The organism is Pseudoalteromonas sp. APC 3355 (assembly GCF_030407615.1).
GTDB classification, from domain to species: domain Bacteria; phylum Pseudomonadota; class Gammaproteobacteria; order Enterobacterales; family Alteromonadaceae; genus Pseudoalteromonas; species Pseudoalteromonas distincta.
In genome coordinates, this window is record NZ_JASDDB010000001.1 from 429,565 (window position 1) to 446,676 (window position 17,112).

At 38.7% G+C, this 17,112-nt stretch carries 14 protein-coding genes; 3 read left to right on the top strand and 11 right to left on the bottom strand.

Annotated elements, in window-relative coordinates; genetic code table 11:
* Positions 1 to 53 precede the first annotated feature (53 nt).
* Entirely contained in the window at positions 54 to 1,919 is a 1,866-nt protein-coding gene (gene sppA / locus QMA08_RS01910) for a signal peptide peptidase SppA (protein ID WP_290173443.1), read from the top strand.
* Positions 1,920 to 2,001: 82 nt separating this feature from the next.
* Positions 2,002 to 3,012 (top strand): asparaginase, encoded by a 1,011-nt coding sequence (gene ansA / locus QMA08_RS01915; RefSeq protein WP_039489815.1) that lies wholly within the window; start codon positions 2,002 to 2,004, stop codon positions 3,010 to 3,012.
* A gap of 68 nt (positions 3,013 to 3,080) precedes the next feature.
* Here the strand turns inward: ansA and gndA are convergent, their stop codons facing one another.
* The gene (gene gndA, locus QMA08_RS01920; RefSeq protein WP_290173445.1) at positions 3,081 to 4,454 is read right to left on the bottom strand and encodes an NADP-dependent phosphogluconate dehydrogenase; all 1,374 of its coding nucleotides are present in this window, start codon (positions 4,452 to 4,454) and stop codon (positions 3,081 to 3,083) included.
* 377 nt (positions 4,455 to 4,831) lie between these two features.
* On the opposite strand from gndA, the gene pyk reads away from it, so the two are divergent.
* Positions 4,832 to 6,268, top strand: a complete 1,437-nt coding sequence (gene pyk, locus QMA08_RS01925; protein WP_290173446.1) for a pyruvate kinase — start codon at positions 4,832 to 4,834, stop codon at positions 6,266 to 6,268.
* A 64-nt stretch (positions 6,269 to 6,332) separates the two neighbouring features.
* Here pyk and QMA08_RS01930 read toward each other — a convergent pair whose 3' ends face one another.
* The 10 genes from QMA08_RS01930 to thrS all read right to left on the bottom strand — a co-directional run bounded on the left by QMA08_RS01930 (position 6,333) and on the right by thrS (position 16,928).
* Positions 6,333 to 7,157, bottom strand: a complete 825-nt coding sequence (locus tag QMA08_RS01930; protein ID WP_039489820.1) for a LytTR family DNA-binding domain-containing protein — start codon at positions 7,155 to 7,157, stop codon at positions 6,333 to 6,335.
* Positions 7,150 to 8,226: a histidine kinase gene (locus QMA08_RS01935; protein ID WP_024596641.1), complete on the bottom strand. Its 1,077-nt coding sequence runs from the start codon at positions 8,224 to 8,226 to the stop codon at positions 7,150 to 7,152. Before QMA08_RS01935 ends, QMA08_RS01930 begins: the two co-directional genes overlap by 8 nt.
* A gap of 249 nt (positions 8,227 to 8,475) precedes the next feature.
* A complete protein-coding gene (locus QMA08_RS01940; RefSeq protein WP_182672657.1) occupies positions 8,476 to 10,032 on the bottom strand; it encodes a SulP family inorganic anion transporter in 1,557 nt (518 codons plus the stop codon).
* Between the two features lie 129 nt (positions 10,033 to 10,161).
* Positions 10,162 to 10,620, bottom strand: a complete 459-nt coding sequence (locus tag QMA08_RS01945; protein ID WP_002960703.1) for an Lrp/AsnC family transcriptional regulator — start codon at positions 10,618 to 10,620, stop codon at positions 10,162 to 10,164.
* 106 nt (positions 10,621 to 10,726) lie between these two features.
* Complete coding sequence (locus QMA08_RS01950; protein WP_290173449.1) at positions 10,727 to 11,368, bottom strand: MBL fold metallo-hydrolase; 642 nt, start codon at positions 11,366 to 11,368, stop codon at positions 10,727 to 10,729.
* Position 11,369: 1 nt separating this feature from the next.
* Positions 11,370 to 13,187 carry a M14 family metallopeptidase gene (locus QMA08_RS01955; protein WP_290173451.1) on the bottom strand — a complete coding sequence of 606 codons (1,818 nt, stop codon included), beginning with the start codon at positions 13,185 to 13,187 and terminating at the stop codon, positions 11,370 to 11,372.
* 423 nt (positions 13,188 to 13,610) lie between these two features.
* On the bottom strand, positions 13,611 to 13,970 hold the full coding sequence (gene rplT / locus QMA08_RS01960; protein WP_002960711.1) for a 50S ribosomal protein L20: 360 nt from the start codon (positions 13,968 to 13,970) through the stop codon (positions 13,611 to 13,613).
* A gap of 15 nt (positions 13,971 to 13,985) precedes the next feature.
* On the bottom strand, positions 13,986 to 14,186 hold the full coding sequence (gene rpmI, locus QMA08_RS01965) for a 50S ribosomal protein L35 (RefSeq protein ID WP_002960713.1): 201 nt from the start codon (positions 14,184 to 14,186) through the stop codon (positions 13,986 to 13,988).
* A gap of 211 nt (positions 14,187 to 14,397) precedes the next feature.
* Positions 14,398 to 14,958 (bottom strand): translation initiation factor IF-3, encoded by a 561-nt coding sequence (gene infC, locus QMA08_RS01970; protein WP_002960714.1) that lies wholly within the window; start codon positions 14,956 to 14,958, stop codon positions 14,398 to 14,400.
* 59 nt (positions 14,959 to 15,017) lie between these two features.
* Positions 15,018 to 16,928 carry a threonine--tRNA ligase gene (gene thrS / locus QMA08_RS01975; protein ID WP_024606251.1) on the bottom strand — a complete coding sequence of 637 codons (1,911 nt, stop codon included), beginning with the start codon at positions 16,926 to 16,928 and terminating at the stop codon, positions 15,018 to 15,020.
* Between the last annotated feature and the right edge of the window lie 184 nt (positions 16,929 to 17,112).

Below are 17,112 nucleotides of genomic sequence, written 5' to 3' on the forward strand. Positions count from 1 at the left end.
TTCTAGGCTAAGATGGAACTAATGTATTAACTGTACCAAATTAAGGAGCTATTTTGATAGCAAAGGTATTTAAAGGTATTTGGGCTGGAATTAATTTTTCCCGTCGCTTAATACTAAACATTTTGTTTTTATTACTGGTAATTGTTTTCTTTGTGTCACTCTCAAGTGACGATGATCAAATAATAGTTGAAAATGGCTCTGTACTCAGGCTTAACTTAAATGGCCCTATTGTTGAAGAGAAAACATATATAGACCCAGTTGAAGCCGCAATTAGTGATGCAACTTCTGGTTCTGAAGCACCAAGCGAAATATTACTCGACGATATTGTTGAAGTAATAAACGAAGCGACTAAAGACGATCGTATCACGGTGATATTGCTTGATTTACAAGAGATGCCTAAAGCACATTTAAATAAACTTAAGCAAATTACAAAGGCTATTGATGCCTTCAAGCAAGCTGGCAAAAAAGTAATTGCATCGGGTTATTACTATACTCAAGCACAATACTATATTGCATCGCATGCTGACGAAATAGCTATGCACCCATACGGCAGCGTAGGTATTGAAGGTTATGGCATGTACCCGCTTTACTTTAAAGATGCACTTGAAAAGCTTGAAGTAACGCAGCATATTTTCCGTGTTGGTACATTTAAGTCAGCAGTAGAACCTTTTATTCGTAACGACATGTCCGATGCAGCCAAAGAAGCAAACCGCGTTTGGTTAGGCGCTCTTTGGAGCGAGTACAAACAAGATGTTGCCGCTGTTCGCCCGTTTGATGAGTCAAATTTTGACGAAACAATGGACGTATATCTAGAAAAAATGAAAGCTGCCGATGGCGATGCAGGTAAATATGCACTTGATCACCAGTGGGTTGACTCTTTAAAAACAAATCAGCAAGTTCGCAAACAATTAATTGATTTAGTAGGCACACAAGAAGATGGTAAGACATTTAAGCAAGTTTCATTTCGTGAATACTTAAGCTTGGTTAAACCACCTATTGAATTTGATAACCCTATTACCGAAAAAGTCGCCGTCGTAGTTGCTAAAGGTACAATTGTTGATGGTGAGCGTAAAGCTGGCGAAATTGGGGGTGACTCTACAGCTGCCCTACTTCGTAAAGCACGCCTTGATGATAAAGTTAAAGCGGTTGTACTACGTATCGACTCTGGTGGCGGTAGTATGTTTGCCTCTGAAGTTATTCGTGCTGAAGTATTAGCCCTTAAGGCTGCTGGTAAACCTGTTATTGCTTCAATGAGTTCTGTGGCTGCATCAGGTGGTTATTGGATTGCCTCTGCTGCAAACGAAATTTGGGCTGCACCAAGTACAATTACAGGCTCAATTGGTGTATTTGGTACGTTTATGACATTTGAGAAAACCTTATCGAAAATTGGTGTTTATTCTGATGGCGTTGCAACAACCGAAATGGCTGGCTTTTCTATCACTCGTCCACTAAATGAAAAGATGGGTCAAGTAATTCAAATGAACGTTGAAGAAGCATACGGTCGCTTTTTAAATGTTGTTGCTGATGCGCGTAATATGACGCCTGAGCAGGTTGACAAAATTGCCCAAGGCCGTGTATGGATTGCATCTCAAGCACTTGAACTAGGTTTGGTTGATAAGCTAGGCGACAAACAAGGTGCGATTGAAGCCGCGGCTGCACTTGCCAAGCTTAATCATTATGAAGTTAAAACTATTAAACAAGATTTAAGCTCGCAAGAAAAAATGATTCAAAACATTTTTGGTAATGCGTCTATTAAATCGATGCTTGGTTTACAAACACAAAAATCATCTGTGTTAGCAACGCAAGCTAACTTGCAAAGCGTTATTAACCAATTAAGTACTGAAGTTGAAAACCTTAAAGATTACAACGATCCACAAGGTGTATATGCACGCTGTTTAGTGTGTAACGTTGCACAATAAAAGTGCATAGCTTTACCTAATCAGCTGTATTTAAAGTTACTTAACGTTATACTAAGCCCAGTTTTTTTACTGGGCTTTTTTTATGAAACGTAAACGCATTTATATCGCTTATACTGGCGGTACTATAGGTATGAAAAAATCGAGTCGAGGCTATATTCCGGCTGAAGGTTTTTTAACAGAAACCGTAGTGAATAACGCAGAATTTAATCGTGATGAAATGCCTTTGTTTGATATTCACGAATACTGCCCTCTTATAGATTCTTCAGACATGTCTCCAGAGCATTGGCAACTTATTGCTAATGATATCAAAGATAAATACCAAGATTATGATGGTTTTGTGGTGCTCCATGGCACTGATACTATGGCGTATACAGCCTCAGCGCTGTCATTTATGTTCGAAAATTTGACTAAACCTGTGATTGTAACCGGCTCACAAATTCCGCTCTCACAATTACGTTCTGATGGCCAAGTAAACTTACTTAATGCCATGTATTTAGCTGCAAATTATCCTATTGCTGAAGTAAGTCTCTTCTTTAATAACCAACTGTTTAGAGGTAATAGAGCAACTAAAGCACACGCGGATGGGTTTAATGCTTTTGCCTCGCCTAATCTAGACCCCTTAGCGTTATCAGGTATTAATATTCAACTTATTAAGGGTCAGCTTAGCCCATATGTTGAAAATGAGCTGCAAGTTACACCAATTACACCTCAACCTATCGGGGTGCTTTATTTGTATCCTGGCATTAGCCAAGAGGTAGTTAAAAGCTTGGTCAATGGCAATATTAAATCACTGGTGCTACTGAGCTTTGGTGTAGGTAATGCACCACAAGATCCGAGCTTTTTGTCAATACTCGAAGAAGCAAGTAAACGTGGCGTCGTAATTGTTAACTTAACTCAGTGTTTAAAAGGTCATGTAAACATGGGTGGCTATGCAACAGGTAATGCGCTATTAAATATTGGTGTAATAAGTGGGTATGATATGACCCTTGAAGCATGTTTAACTAAGTTACATTATTTATTTAGCCAAAATCTTGAAGTCGAAACGATTCGTCATTTAATGCAAGATAACTTACGTGGTGAGTTAAGCCGTTAATTTTTACGGGCTAAAAATACAAAAGGCACGCTAAATAGCGTGCCTTTATCGTTTTAAACAACTGTTTTTTATCTAACTTTAGCGTCTATATCTACTAAATCAGTTAAATGACACATTTCACCACTGTGGGTTTTTATGCCGTGCTCACCAAAGTAATCACGCTGGGCTTGAACTAAATGCCCATTACTCGGTGTAGTTAATGTTGCTAAATACGTTTGTGTAGCTCCCAATACAGGGAATGCTAAACCAGTCATTATTGCTTGACCGGTAATTTTTCGCAAAGAGTTAGACTCTTTTTCAAGAGTGTCAATAAATTCAACGCCTTGTGCAACGCTATCAAGGTAGTCAGCACGAATTATACAACCAGCGCGCCACGTTTGAAGCGTTTTAGATAAATCTACTTTCCACTGATGAGTACGTGATGCACCTTTGATTAGCGCTAGACCTTGACGATACGCAAGTAAGCTTGCAAGTAAGAACGCGTCTTTTAGCTCTTCTAAATCAATTTCAACATTGTTCGTTGATTTAGATGCATATGTCATCTCTTGTGCAGCCGTTGTATTACATGCATTAGTTAAATGACGAGCTTGAACAGCAGCAACAAGTGAAGGGACAGCAATACCAAGTTCGAGTGCATTTTGCGCAGTCCAAAGACCAGTACCTTTAGCGCCAACTTTATTATCAATTAAGTCCGCAAGCGGTACATTATTATGATTTTCAAGTGACAATATATGGCTAGAAATAGACAGTAAGTAACTATTTAATTGACCTTCTGACCAGTCATTAAATATCTCAGCTACTTCTTTTGGAGAACGATCAGTACCTAAACGAAGTAATTGGTACACTTCTGCAATAAGTTGCATCAGTGCGTATTCAATACCGTTGTGAACCATTTTTACAAAATGACCACTTGCTGATTGGCCAACACGTGCAAAACATGAGTCGCCATTATAGCTAGCAGCTACTTTTTCAAACCATGGCTCAATACGTTCCCAACCACCTTCAGAACCACTTGCCATCATTGCAGGACCATGACGAGCGCCTTCTGCACCGCCAGAAATTCCCATAGTGGCAAATTCAAATTTATTTTGGTATTTGAGTTTACGCGTTATACCGTCTTTATAATTACTATTACCGCAATCGACTATCATATCGTCACAATTAACGCCGGCCTCTACAAGTTCATTACAAACTGTATCAACTAACTCACCAGCAGGTACAAGTAATAAAATAGAACGAGGTGCCTCTAAACGCCTTACCATGTCACTTAAATCAGAGACAATGTGAAGCCTATCAGCCATGCCTTGTGATTTGGCACAACTTAGTAACTCTTCACCCGCATGTGGGTTTTTATCATAAGCGACTAGCGTTATCCCTTTTTCAATCAAGTTTAGGGCAAGATTTTTTCCCATAACGCCTAACCCTACTAATGCAACTTGCATCTAGTGTCCTCCTCGGTAACAACTATTTGGTTAGAAAATTCAGTGTATAAATTAAATAATACCGCGTGCATTATACTCATACAGTCATAAAATACTAACTATGAGCCCATACAACATGCTTTTTTATTACAGATAAATAAGCTACGTAATTATATCAAACATCAATGCTCTCGGGGTGACTAAAAGCAACGCTAATTGAAATTAAGATCATTGACGCATTCTGACACCGGTGTCATAATGATGACACAATAGTTTTGTATAAAATAGTGGCAAACCTTTGAAGTTTGCACATAATTAAAATATTTTAATCTAATATAGATATTTTAATTCAACAAAATAACGTCAACATGCTTTCACCAAGCAAACAGGAGAAATTGATGCTAAGACGCACGAAAATAGTCGCTACCCTTGGACCTGCTACCGATAGAGATAACAACTTAGAAAAAATTATTATCGCTGGGGCTAATGTAGTACGTTTAAACTTCTCACATGGTGTTGCCCAAGATCATAAAGACCGTGCGCAAGCTGTACGCGATATTGTAAAAAAATTAGGCAAGCATATTGCTATCCTTGCTGACCTTCAAGGCCCTAAAATCCGCGTTTCTACTTTTAAAGAAGGTAAAGTAACGCTTGCTGTGGGTGCAAAGTTCACTCTTGATGCAAAAATGGAAAAAGGCGAAGGCGATGTTAACTCTGTAGGTATTGATTATAAAGAACTACCTAACGATGTTAGCCCTAACGACTTACTACTCCTAAACGACGGCCTTATTCAACTAACTGTTGATGAAGTAGCTGGGCACTTAGTACATTGTACTGTAACTGTTGGCGGTGTTTTATCTAACAATAAAGGTATTAACCGTTTAGGTGGTGGCTTAACTGCTCCAGCATTTACTGAAAAAGATAAAGAAGATTTAATAACTGCCGCTGAAATTGACGTAGATTACATTGCCGTATCATTCCCACGTAGTGGCGACGATATGCGCTACGTACGCTCACTTGCTGAAGCTGCTGGTTCAAAAGCACAACTACTTGCAAAAATTGAACGTGCTGAAGCCGTTGAAACACAAGAAGCTGTTGATGACATCATTCTAGCGTCTGACGCTGTAATGGTTGCTCGTGGTGATTTAGGTGTTGAAATTGGTGATGCAGCTCTTATGGGCAAGCAAAAACTAATTATTCGTCGTGCTCGTTCATTAAACCGTACTGTAGTTACAGCAACGCAAATGATGGAATCGATGATCGATAACCCTATGCCTACACGTGCAGAAGTTATGGATGTTGCAAATGCTGTTCTTGATGGAACAGATGCTGTAATGCTTTCAGCTGAAACAGCTGCAGGTGATTACCCTGAAGAAACTGTTGCAACTATGGCACGTGTTTGTTTAGGTGCTGAATCTCAAAAAGAAACGCATGTTTCTAAGCATCGTTTAGATAGTCGTTTTTCTAACAATGCAGAATCTATCGCACTTTCTGCTATGTATGCAGCTAATCACTTAGATTCTGTTAAAGCTATCATCACGCTTACTGAATCTGGTAGCACGGCTAAATTAATGTCACGTATCAGCTCTGGCTTACCAATCTACTCGCTTTCACGCCATGCGAGTACATTAGGTCAAACAGCACTTTATCGTGGTGTTTACCCAGTATTTTTTGATTCTACAAAAACTGAAAAAGACGGTATGGTAAAAGCGGCACTTGATACTTTGGTTTCTCAAGGTTCTTTACAGTCTGGTGATACAGTAATTATTACTCACGGTGACTCAATGGAAACTGTGGGCGCAACTAACACTATGAAAATTGTAACTGTTGCATAATTACTAAATATAAAAAATGCGAGCTTAGCTCGCATTTTTTTTGCCTGTAATAAAAGCGTTGGCTTTAACTTGCTAATGCCGCTTTAACCTTATCTCGGTAGCTACGGCTCACTTTTAATTCTTGTCCGTTTTCAAGTACTAATAAATACTCGCCACTTACTTGTGTAACCAGCTTACTAATTTGTTTTGTATTTACTATTGCACTGCGGTGTACACGCACAAATAACTGAGGGTCTAGCTCTTGCTCAAGCTCTTTCATTGTTTTACGAAGTATATGCGTTTGTCCATCTTCACAGTGTAAACACATATAGTCACCTGCAGCATCAACCCATTGGATAGTCGCTACAGGTACCCGTATAATTTCACCCTGCTCTTTTACTGCAAGCGATTCTGGGTAACGTCTATCTGTTAAGGTATCGCCAGTCGCTAATTTTTTTAATATTTCTTCGCAATTATTACCAGTAATACCGGCTACAAAACTCGCTAGTTTTTTCTTATGGGCGTTGTCTTGCTGCGTTTTTAAATAAGTATGCACTTTTTCTACCGCCTGTTTTAATCTGTTATCATCAACGGGTTTTAAAATGTAATCGAGAGCATGAATTTCAAATGCTTTTACAGCAAACTGATCAAAAGCAGTTACAAATACAATTGCAGGTAATACTTTTGTACTTTCGCTAAGCGCTCTTGCCACCTCAAAGCCATTCATACCTGGCATCTGAATATCTAAAAAAACCAAATCGATTTTCTCTCTTTGGCACATTTCAATTGCATCAGCGCCTGAACTACATAATTTAATTACTTCAATATCAGAATATTCTTCAAGTCTTACCGCTAAACCTTTTCGCGCTAACGGTTCATCATCAACAATGAGTGTTTTTATTTTAGTCATTTTTCACAGCCTTCTCAAAAGGTACTCGCAGATTAACTTTTAATCCACTTGGCGTATTATGTGATAATACAAACGAATAATTATTTTCATACAACGTTTTTAATCTATCTTTGGTGTTAGCAACACCTACACCTTGAGCGTTAACTAATTGGCCATCAAGTATTTCAGTGCCAGGGCCGTTGTCACCCACTTCTAGTAATAATTCATTCGCAAATACTTGTGCTTTAATATCAATTACACCACCTTCTGTCAGATGGGCAATGGCATATTTAATCGCGTTTTCTATAATTGGTTGCAAAATTAAGCTCGGTACTAAAGCCTCTTTTGCTTGCTCGCTAATATCTACATTTACTTTCAATCGCTCATCAAAACGGACGCGCTCTATTTCTAAGTAAAGCATGAGCGCATGAAGCTCTTGCTCAAGCGGTACTTTTTTAATTGGATCGGTATTAAGTGTGTAACGTAAAAAGTCACTTAACCTTGCTACCATTAAGTTAGCATCTTTGTTTTCTTTAACCAAAATTAAAGTAGAAATAGCGTTAAGTGTATTGAATAAAAAATGGGGATTTAACTGATACCTGAGCATTTTTAGTTGCGCTTCGTGTGCCATCGTTGTGGCCTTTAACGCTTTTTGTCGCTCACTTTGTAATAACTGATAATATTTAACGCCAAAGTACAAACCACTCCAACATAAAATAATATAAACCGAATCTAAACCTTGCTGCAGGTAATAAAACCACTCCTCTGGTCTATAACCATGGCGGTATATTTCCCATAGATTGAATTTTTGAACGACAGCCCATAGAGTCCCCGTTATATAAGAGGCACCAAATACTACAATCATTAATACCCAAGGCGAGGCATTCCAAATTTTACGGTAAATATACCTAAGCGGCACTGTCATCAAACAACCAGCGTAAGCATTCAATAAAATAACAAATACGTATATATCACGCATTTCAAATACTTTAGAGCCGATATAATTTACTAACGCGTAACCAATCCAGCCCGCGATTTGCAAAAGCCAAAAAAAACGTTGCCTGTTATCGACTAAAGATTGCCAGTTCAAAATAGATGTTTACTCCGTATGGTTAAAACTAATTCCATAAAATAGGCGTTTGTTATTTTTATTATTTTTACCTATGTAGGGCTAATTTTCACAAAATTAGGTAGTCTTATTATATAGATTTATGAGTTTGCATAGCACTACAGCTTGCCTTGCTTTTTAAGAGTCTTACCGCAAACAAATAGTCGAGACACTAAAAAAGCGAAAGGTTATCCACCTTCCGCTTTTTAAATATCAATAGCTTTGTGTAAATTAAGCTAGTTTATCTGATGCTACCTTGTAGGTTGGATCTTCAATCACATTCACTTCAACTAAATCACGTGCTTTATGAAGCAACTGCGTACAGTCTTTACTTAAGTGACGTAAATGAAGTTGTTTACCTGCTTTTGTGTATTTGTCAGCAAGTGTATCAATTGCTTCTATTGCACTGTGGTCAGATACGCGGCTGTGTTTAAATTCAACAATCACATTTTTAGGATCATTTTTCACATCGAATAACTCAGAAAAGTTTTTAACAGAGCCAAAGAATAACGGACCATGTAGTTCGTACACCTTAGCGCCTTCCTGATCAATGTAGTTAGTTGTATATATCTGCTTCGCATGCTGCCAAGCAAATACTAGAGCCGATACAATAACGCCCACACATACAGCAATCGCTAAATCAGTAATAACCGTCACGCCCGACACAAGAACAATTACAAATGCATCAGATAATGGTACGCGCTTCATCATTTTAAAGCTTGCCCATTCAAATGTACCAAGTACTACCATAAACATAACACCAACAAGTGCAGCTAATGGGATCATTTCAATTAAGCTAGAGGCAAAAATAATAAAACCAAGTAGCATAAGTGCAGCGCTTATACCTGATAAACGAGAGCGGCCACCTGAATTTATATTGATCATTGATTGACCAATCATTGCACAACCACCCATTGCACCAAACATACCGCAGGTAATATTTGCAGCGCCTTGACCAATACATTCTTTATTACTATGACCACGAGTTTCTGTGATCTCATCAATTAAGCTAAGCGTTAATAATGATTCAATTAAACCAATAGCCGCTAAAATAAGTGCATATGGGAAAATAATTTTCAGTGTTTCTACATTAAAAGGCACCATAGGAATATGAAATTCAGGTAAGCCGCCAGCGATTGTTGCAGCTTCGTCGCCTGTCATTCCTTTTAAGAAATCTAATACTGTATGCGCCTCTAAATCAAACCCAATCACTAATCCAGTTACAGTTACAATAGCAACTAGAGATGAAGGCACTGCTGTAGTCAATTTTGGCAAAAAGTGGATTATTGCCATGGTTAATGCAACTAAGCCAAGCATGATAAATAATGGATTACCTGTCATCCATTCTTGTCCGCCCATACCGTCTGGCACTTTAAACTGCCCTAGCTGAGCTAAAAATATAACAATTGCTAACCCGTTTACAAAACCAAGCATTACCGGATGAGGAACCATACGGATAAACTTACCGAGTTTAAATACACCCGCGAGAATTTGCAGTATTCCCATCAGCAACACAGTTGCAAATAGATACTCAACACCGTGATCAAGCACTAAACTTACCATAACAACTGCTAGTGCACCGGTTGCACCTGAAATCATACCAGGGCGACCGCCAAAAATAGCCGTAATTAAACCAACGATAAACGCGGCATATAGACCAACCAAAGGTTCTACATTTGCAACAAAGGCAAACGCAACTGCTTCTGGCACTAAGGCTAACGCCACAGTTAATCCAGATAGAATATCGTTTTTAGCAGAGCTAGGCGCCCTACTGAGTAAGTTAAACATTGAGGTCCTCAAATGGTGTAATGGGTATCAAAAAAAGCGCTAAATTCTACCAAATTAGCGCTCAGTTAACAATTGTCATTATGTGGTTAAGCTAAACTAAAAATGGTTTAGCTTTTAAAAGAAGTGCTTTTACAAAGGAAGGGAAGTACTGCGTTTTACACATGTCATTGTTACATTAGAATGTACTTCTTGGACGTATTCTAAGCTTAGTAAATTATCGCGCACAAAATGCTCATACCCTTCTATGCCTTGTGAAATTATGCGTAGCATAAAGTCCATGGTACCAGCCATAGTGTAACACTCTGTTACCTCGTCGTAGCTCATGATCAGCTTTTCAAACTCAGCAAGATTCTTTTTACCGTGATTTGATAAACGCACATGTGCATATACAAGCATATCAAAGCCAAGTTTTTTCTCATCTAAAAGAGCCACTTTGCTTTTTATATAACCATCTTGCTCTAGCTTAGCGATTCGACGCCAGCATGGAGATTGAGACAAGCCTACTTTATCTGCAATTTCTGCGGTTGATAAACTAGCATCTTGTTGTAAAAGTGCCAATATTTGGCGATCTACGTGATTTAGAGACATTTTATTTCTTATTTATCAAATAAACTGGTTAAATTATACAACCATTTTAAAACTCAGTCTGCTTATTTTTAATGTTTATGCAGTTTGTAAACTTAAAATAAGTAACTTAACCAAACTTACCACTCACAAAAGGATTTGTTTTCTTTTCAAATCCCACCGTAGTGTCGCTACCATGTCCTGCCAGTATTTTAGTATTATCAGGTAAGGTTAAAATATGCGTCTTAATCGACTCTATAAGTTGTTCACTGTTCCCCTTAGGGAAGTCAGTGCGCCCTACTGAGCCTTTAAAAATAACATCACCTACAATAACGCATTCATTCTCTTGTTGATAAAACACAATATGACCGGGTGTATGCCCTGGGCAATGCTTCACTAAAAAGCTAAGTTTACCTACGCTCACGGTATCGTTATGGTTTAGCCAAATATCCGGATAAAAAGGCTCAATGGATTTAAACCCGAACATTTGTGCTTGCATAGGTAAGTTTTCAAACCAGAAGTACTCATCTTTTTGTGGGCCAATAATTTGTACGTTAAATTGATTACGTAAAATATCAGCCCCACCCACATGATCTAAATGCCCGTGCGTTAACCAAATAGCACTTAATTCTAGTTTATGCTCATTAAGGGCTGCTACTATTTTATCAGGGGCGCCACCTGGGTCTATGACTACGGCTTGTTTAGTTTCACTACACCAAATAATACGACTATTTTGTGCAAATGCAGTGACGGGTATGGTTATAATTTGCATATTAGATTTCTTTACTTTTTTGATCTGGAATAACAACTTCTTCTTCGAATGACATAAGTATTGGGTACTTTAAGTACGCTTGATCATAAAATGGACTTTGCTCATATAACCAGTTTAATCTCGCATCAGCGTCGCTTGCGAACGATTTATCTTTAAGTTTTTTATCAAACTTAAGCGCAAGTTTTGGGTTATCTTTTAGCATTTGGCGTGCATACGGAATTAGCGCATAGTTTTCCATATATTCAGTACGCTGAAAAATAGTATTAAACTCACCCCACGCAAAAAATGAATCAGGGGCTTCCGGGTGCAATAAATGAACCGCTAATTCGCCTGCTTTTTGTTGGGTATTTACTTGGTACCAACCATCTAAATCTACATTTATAGCAGGGACGTAATCAAAAGTTGCTGATACTCTAAAACGCCCTTCAAATGGTGCTTTATCAAACGTGTAGTCTGCCACCTTTGCAACTTTCAAAGGCTGTGTGTTTGCCCCTTCAAGTTTATTAATAGATACACCATGTAACTTTAGTTTCTCAATAATGTTGCTATATACAGGCGGAATAAAAAAAGCTTTAGGTACTTCAACTGTATGTTGTACATCTTTTTGCCAATAAATAGGTAAGTCAGTATATGTATGTGCTTTACCCAAATACTTCACTTCATTTTGACCCGAAAGTGAATTCATGCTTGATGAATATTCAATGCCTTTAAACTGTGCAATAGTATCAGCTTGTTTGGCATAGCCACGCTTTACTATTAACTGTTTAGGAACAAATTCTTGTTCTTTTTTTACTGCATTAGCTAATTCATGACTGTGCTTTGATAGCGCAGTAATAGCACCATCTAAAAATACATAAGTTCCCAATACACGTTGCTTGTAGGGCTTCAATGAATGATTTTCGACTAAAATAGTCGGCAATGACTTTAAATCCCCCCAACCATTTGAAAAGCGTGGCGTAGCAACCCAGCCCGCTAACCCTTTTTTAAAGTCGCGTTTATCCATAACAAAAACAAGTGGTCCTGGGATGTGTCCTTGCTTCGCTAGCGTATCGTCAATGAGAGGTTTAAAAAACTGGTTTAATGTATCCGATACCGCAGGCGATTCGCTCGAAAATACCGGATTGTAACCATAAGTCACATCGTATTGGTAATCTGCGCCGTCGGTAACGTGTACATCAATGTATAAATTTGGGTTGTAGTCGTTAATAACCTTTAAAACACTTCTAACTTCTGGGGTATCTAATTTAGTAAAATCACGATTTAAATTAAGGTTATTAGCATTTGTTCTAAAGCCCATTTTTGCAGGGCCCCGTTGATTAATGCGATTGAATGCACTGCTACGTTCGTGACCATCTACATTTAAAATAGGAATAAATAATATGTTTACCTTTTTTAAAATGTCACGGCGCTTACCCGTCGCTATATCTCTGAGTAACATGAACATGGCATCTTTACCGTCTATCTCACCAGAATGTATTCCTGCCTGGATAAAAATAGTTGGCTTAGTGCTATTAGCCATTTGCCTTGCTTCAAAAAAACCTTGCTCACTGGCAATCAACATTTTTATTGCGCGTTTACTATTACTATAGCCAATGGTTTGAGATTGAAACTGAGTAGGGTTTGCAGCAACTAACCTATCTACAAATGCCATTGTATTTGCATAATCGGGCGACGCTTCACCTGCAGATAACTCAAAGTCAGTAGTTAACGGCCCTTGTTTTTGTAAAAGCTCTACGCTTTTCCCCTGCCACTCAATGAGTGGAGGTAAGTGTGCGTCATACGCCACACTTGCAGATAAAATTAGTAAACTTGCAAACATAAAATTCTCTAACAAACGCCTTAATTATATAAATTATATCAACTAAATTTTTTATAATGAGGAAACTGCGGTGATTCAACAAAAAAATGCAGCCAAATACATTTCACTCATTCACACCTGTGTTTTTAGGCTTTATAACCTTATTAAGTATTATACCAATGCGCAATAATACTTAATCATTTTGCGGGGCTAACCATGTCGCTACCTGCGTTAAAAAACTCTCATTTACGACTGCATGGATGCAGGAGCAATTGCCGAGAACAACTAAATAGCGAATTTTTGCCTAGCTATCAACACGTTTTTCCGCCCTCAAAATAGATCATTTAATTAAGCGAATTGGTATTACTCATTGGTTTAAGTTACTAAATTACAGGCACAAAAAAAGGAGCCATAGGCTCCTTTTTAATACTTATATAAAAAAGCTTAAGCGGCTAGGCCTTCTTTTGCTTTTTCTACAAGCGCTGCGAATGCAACTTGGTCATAAACAGCGATATCTGCAAGGATCTTACGATCGATTTCTACAGAAGTCTTTTTAAGACCATTGATAAAACGGCTGTAAGACAGACCATTTTGACGTGAAGCAGCATTGATACGTGCAATCCATAATTGACGGAAAGTACGTTTCTTCGCACGACGGTCACGGTAAGCGTATTGACCCGCTTTAGTAACAGCCTGGAAAGCTACGCGGTAAACACGTGAACGTGCTCCGTAGTAACCTTTTGCTTGTTTTAAAACTTTTTTGTGACGTGCACGTGCGACAACGCCGCGTTTAACTCTTGCCATTTCTAAAAACCCCTATTAAGCGAACGGTAACATACGTGAAACTAGACCATGGTCATTTTTATGAACCATCATCTTAGGACGTAGGTGTAACTTACGCTTAGAAGTTTTCTTAGTCAGAATATGACGAAGATGCGCTTGTTTACGCTTGAAACCGCCAGAAGCAGTCTTTTTGAAACGCTTAGCAGCGCCACTGTGACTTTTTAGCTTATAAGCCATTGCAATAACTCCAATTGTATTGCTTTTAAATTAGTAAGCAGGCGTGAGATATATTTCTATAGCTCCACTTTTAGGCCTAACTTACTGCCATGTTCCGGTGAAGACCCAACATAAATGCCGCAATCTTGCTTTAAGACCGGTTAACTCAGGTGAATATTCGCATATTGCTTGCAGACCTGAGCTAATTTCGGTGCGTATTATCGCTTAAAAATTATTTTTTAGCAACAGGCGCCATCATCATAACCATTTGGCGGCCTTCAACACGATTTGGGAAAGACTCAACTACTGCAAGCTCTTCTAAATCGGCTTTGATACGGTTTAATAATTCTATACCAATTTCTTGGTGAGCCATTTCACGACCACGGAAGCGGATAGTAATCTTAGCTTTATCACCAGCTTCTAAGAACTTACGTAAGTTGCGAAGCTTAACCTGATAATCACCTTCATCCGTACCAGGACGGAATTTGATTTCTTTTATCTGGATTTGCTTTTGCTTCTTCTTCTGCTCTTTTAGTTCTTTGCTTTTTTCAAAGATGAACTTACCGTAGTCCATGATTCTACAAACAGGCGGCTCAGCGTTTGGACTGATCTCAACAAGATCAACACCCGCTGCATCGGCCATAGTTTGCGCGTCTTGTAATGACTGAATTCCAGCTTGTTCGCCTTCAATGTCAATTAAACGAACTTCTTGCGCTGTAATTTCTTCGTTAATACGATTTTTTTGAGCTGTTTGTTGCCCTTTCTTGCCGCCTCTAATAGTACGTTCCTCCAAGAATATCAATAATATAAGCGTGTAAATGGCTGTTTGTTAATGCCTTACACGCTCGATTTTTACTGTCGATTTTTAATTTCTTCACTAATTTTAGCTACAAAATCATCAACATTAAATTTGCCAAGGTCTTCACCTGTGCGAGTACGCACTGCTACTTCTTGCTGTTCAACTTCTTTATCGCCAACAACAAGCAAGTATGGAATACGCTTCAGTGTATGCTCACGGATTTTAAAGCCAATCTTCTCATTTCTCAAGTCAGCAGCGGCTCTAATTCCAAGTTTATTTAATTTTTGTACAACTTCTTTAACATAAGGAGCCTGTTTATCGGTAATATTCATAATTACCACTTGCTTTGGTGCAAGCCACGTCGGGAATAAACCAGCGTACTCTTCAGTTAAAATGCCAATAAAGCGTTCAATTGAACCTAAAATAGCACGATGTATCATTACAGGTGTACGACGCTCGTTATTTTCTGCTACATAAGTAGCACCTAAACGACCCGGTAATGCAAAGTCTAATTGCACTGTACCACACTGCCACGCTCTGTCTAAACAATCGTACAAAGTAAATTCAATCTTCGGACCGTAAAACGCGCCTTCGCCCGGAAGATAATCAAATTCAATATCGTTTAGCTTAAGTGCATCAGCTAAAGCAAGCTCTGCTTTATCCCACATATGGTCTTCACCAATGCGTTGTTCTGGGCGAGTAGATAGCTTAACTACAATCTTCTCAAATCCGAATGTTTCATATGTATCATAAACCATCTTAATACACGCTGACACTTCGTCCATTATCTGCTCTTCAGTACAGAAAATGTGAGCATCATCTTGTGTAAAGCCACGTACACGCATTAAACCGTGTAGTGCACCTGATGGTTCATTACGGTGACAACAACCAAATTCAGCCATACGAAGTGGTAAATCACGGTACGATTTTAAACCTTGGTTAAAGATTTGCACGTGACCAGGACAGTTCATAGGTTTAATTGCGTATTCACGTTTTTCAGACTCAGTGGTAAACATTGCTTCTGAATATTTTTCCCAGTGACCTGATTTTTCCCAAAGTGAACGGTCCATCATCATTGGACCTTTTACTTCTTCGTACTCATATTCGCGTAATTTTTCACGTACAAATTCTTCAAGCTCGCGGTAAATGCTCCAACCATCGTTGTGCCAAAATACCATGCCTGGCGCTTCTTCTTGCCAATGCCATAAATCAAGCGCTTTACCAATACGACGGTGATCGCGTTTTTCAGCTTCTTCAAGGCGCTTTAAATACGCTTTAAGTTGCTTTTTATCGCCCCACGCGGTGCCGTAAATGCGTTGTAGCATTTTGTTTTCTGAATCACCACGCCAATATGCACCCGCCACTTTCATTATTTTGAAGTTTTGGCAAAATTTCATGTTAGGAACGTGAGGTCCACGACACATGTCTACATATTCTTCATGATGATATAAACCTGGGCGGTCATCTTTAGCGATGTTTTCGTCCAGAATTTCTATTTTGTATGTTTCGCCACGCGCTTCAAATGTATCGCGTGCTTCTTGCCAGCTTACTGTTTTTTTCACTACGTCGTAGTTGGTTTTTGCAAGTTGCAGCATACGCTTTTCAATTGCTTCAAGATCATCTTGTGATAATGAGTGTTCCATATCGATATCGTAGTAAAAACCGTTATCAATGGTAGGACCAATTGCCATTTTTGCGTCTGGGAAAAGTTGCTTAACGGCATGACCAATTAAGTGAGCACAAGAGTGACGAATGATTTCAAGGCCGTCATCGTCTTTAGCGGTAATGATCTCAAGACGAGAATCTTCACAAATTTTATCACATGCATCAACACGGTCGCCATTTACACGGCCCGCAATGGTCGCTTTAGCTAAACCAGGACCAATGTCGTTTGCAACATCAAGCGTGCTTACAGGGTTTTCAAAACTACGTTGACTTCCGTCTGGAAGAGTAATAACTGGCATTATAAATCCTTGCTACAGTGGTGACACCTACAATGTATCACGTGTATTTTTAATAAATTAAATGAGAATGACTCGACAACGCTTTTACGAATAAGCATTGACTAATATATGTAGATGAGGAGTCTATTCAACTACAAAGATATATTGTCGCGTGCCGCGCATTTAATTACAAGTTTAAAGGGGT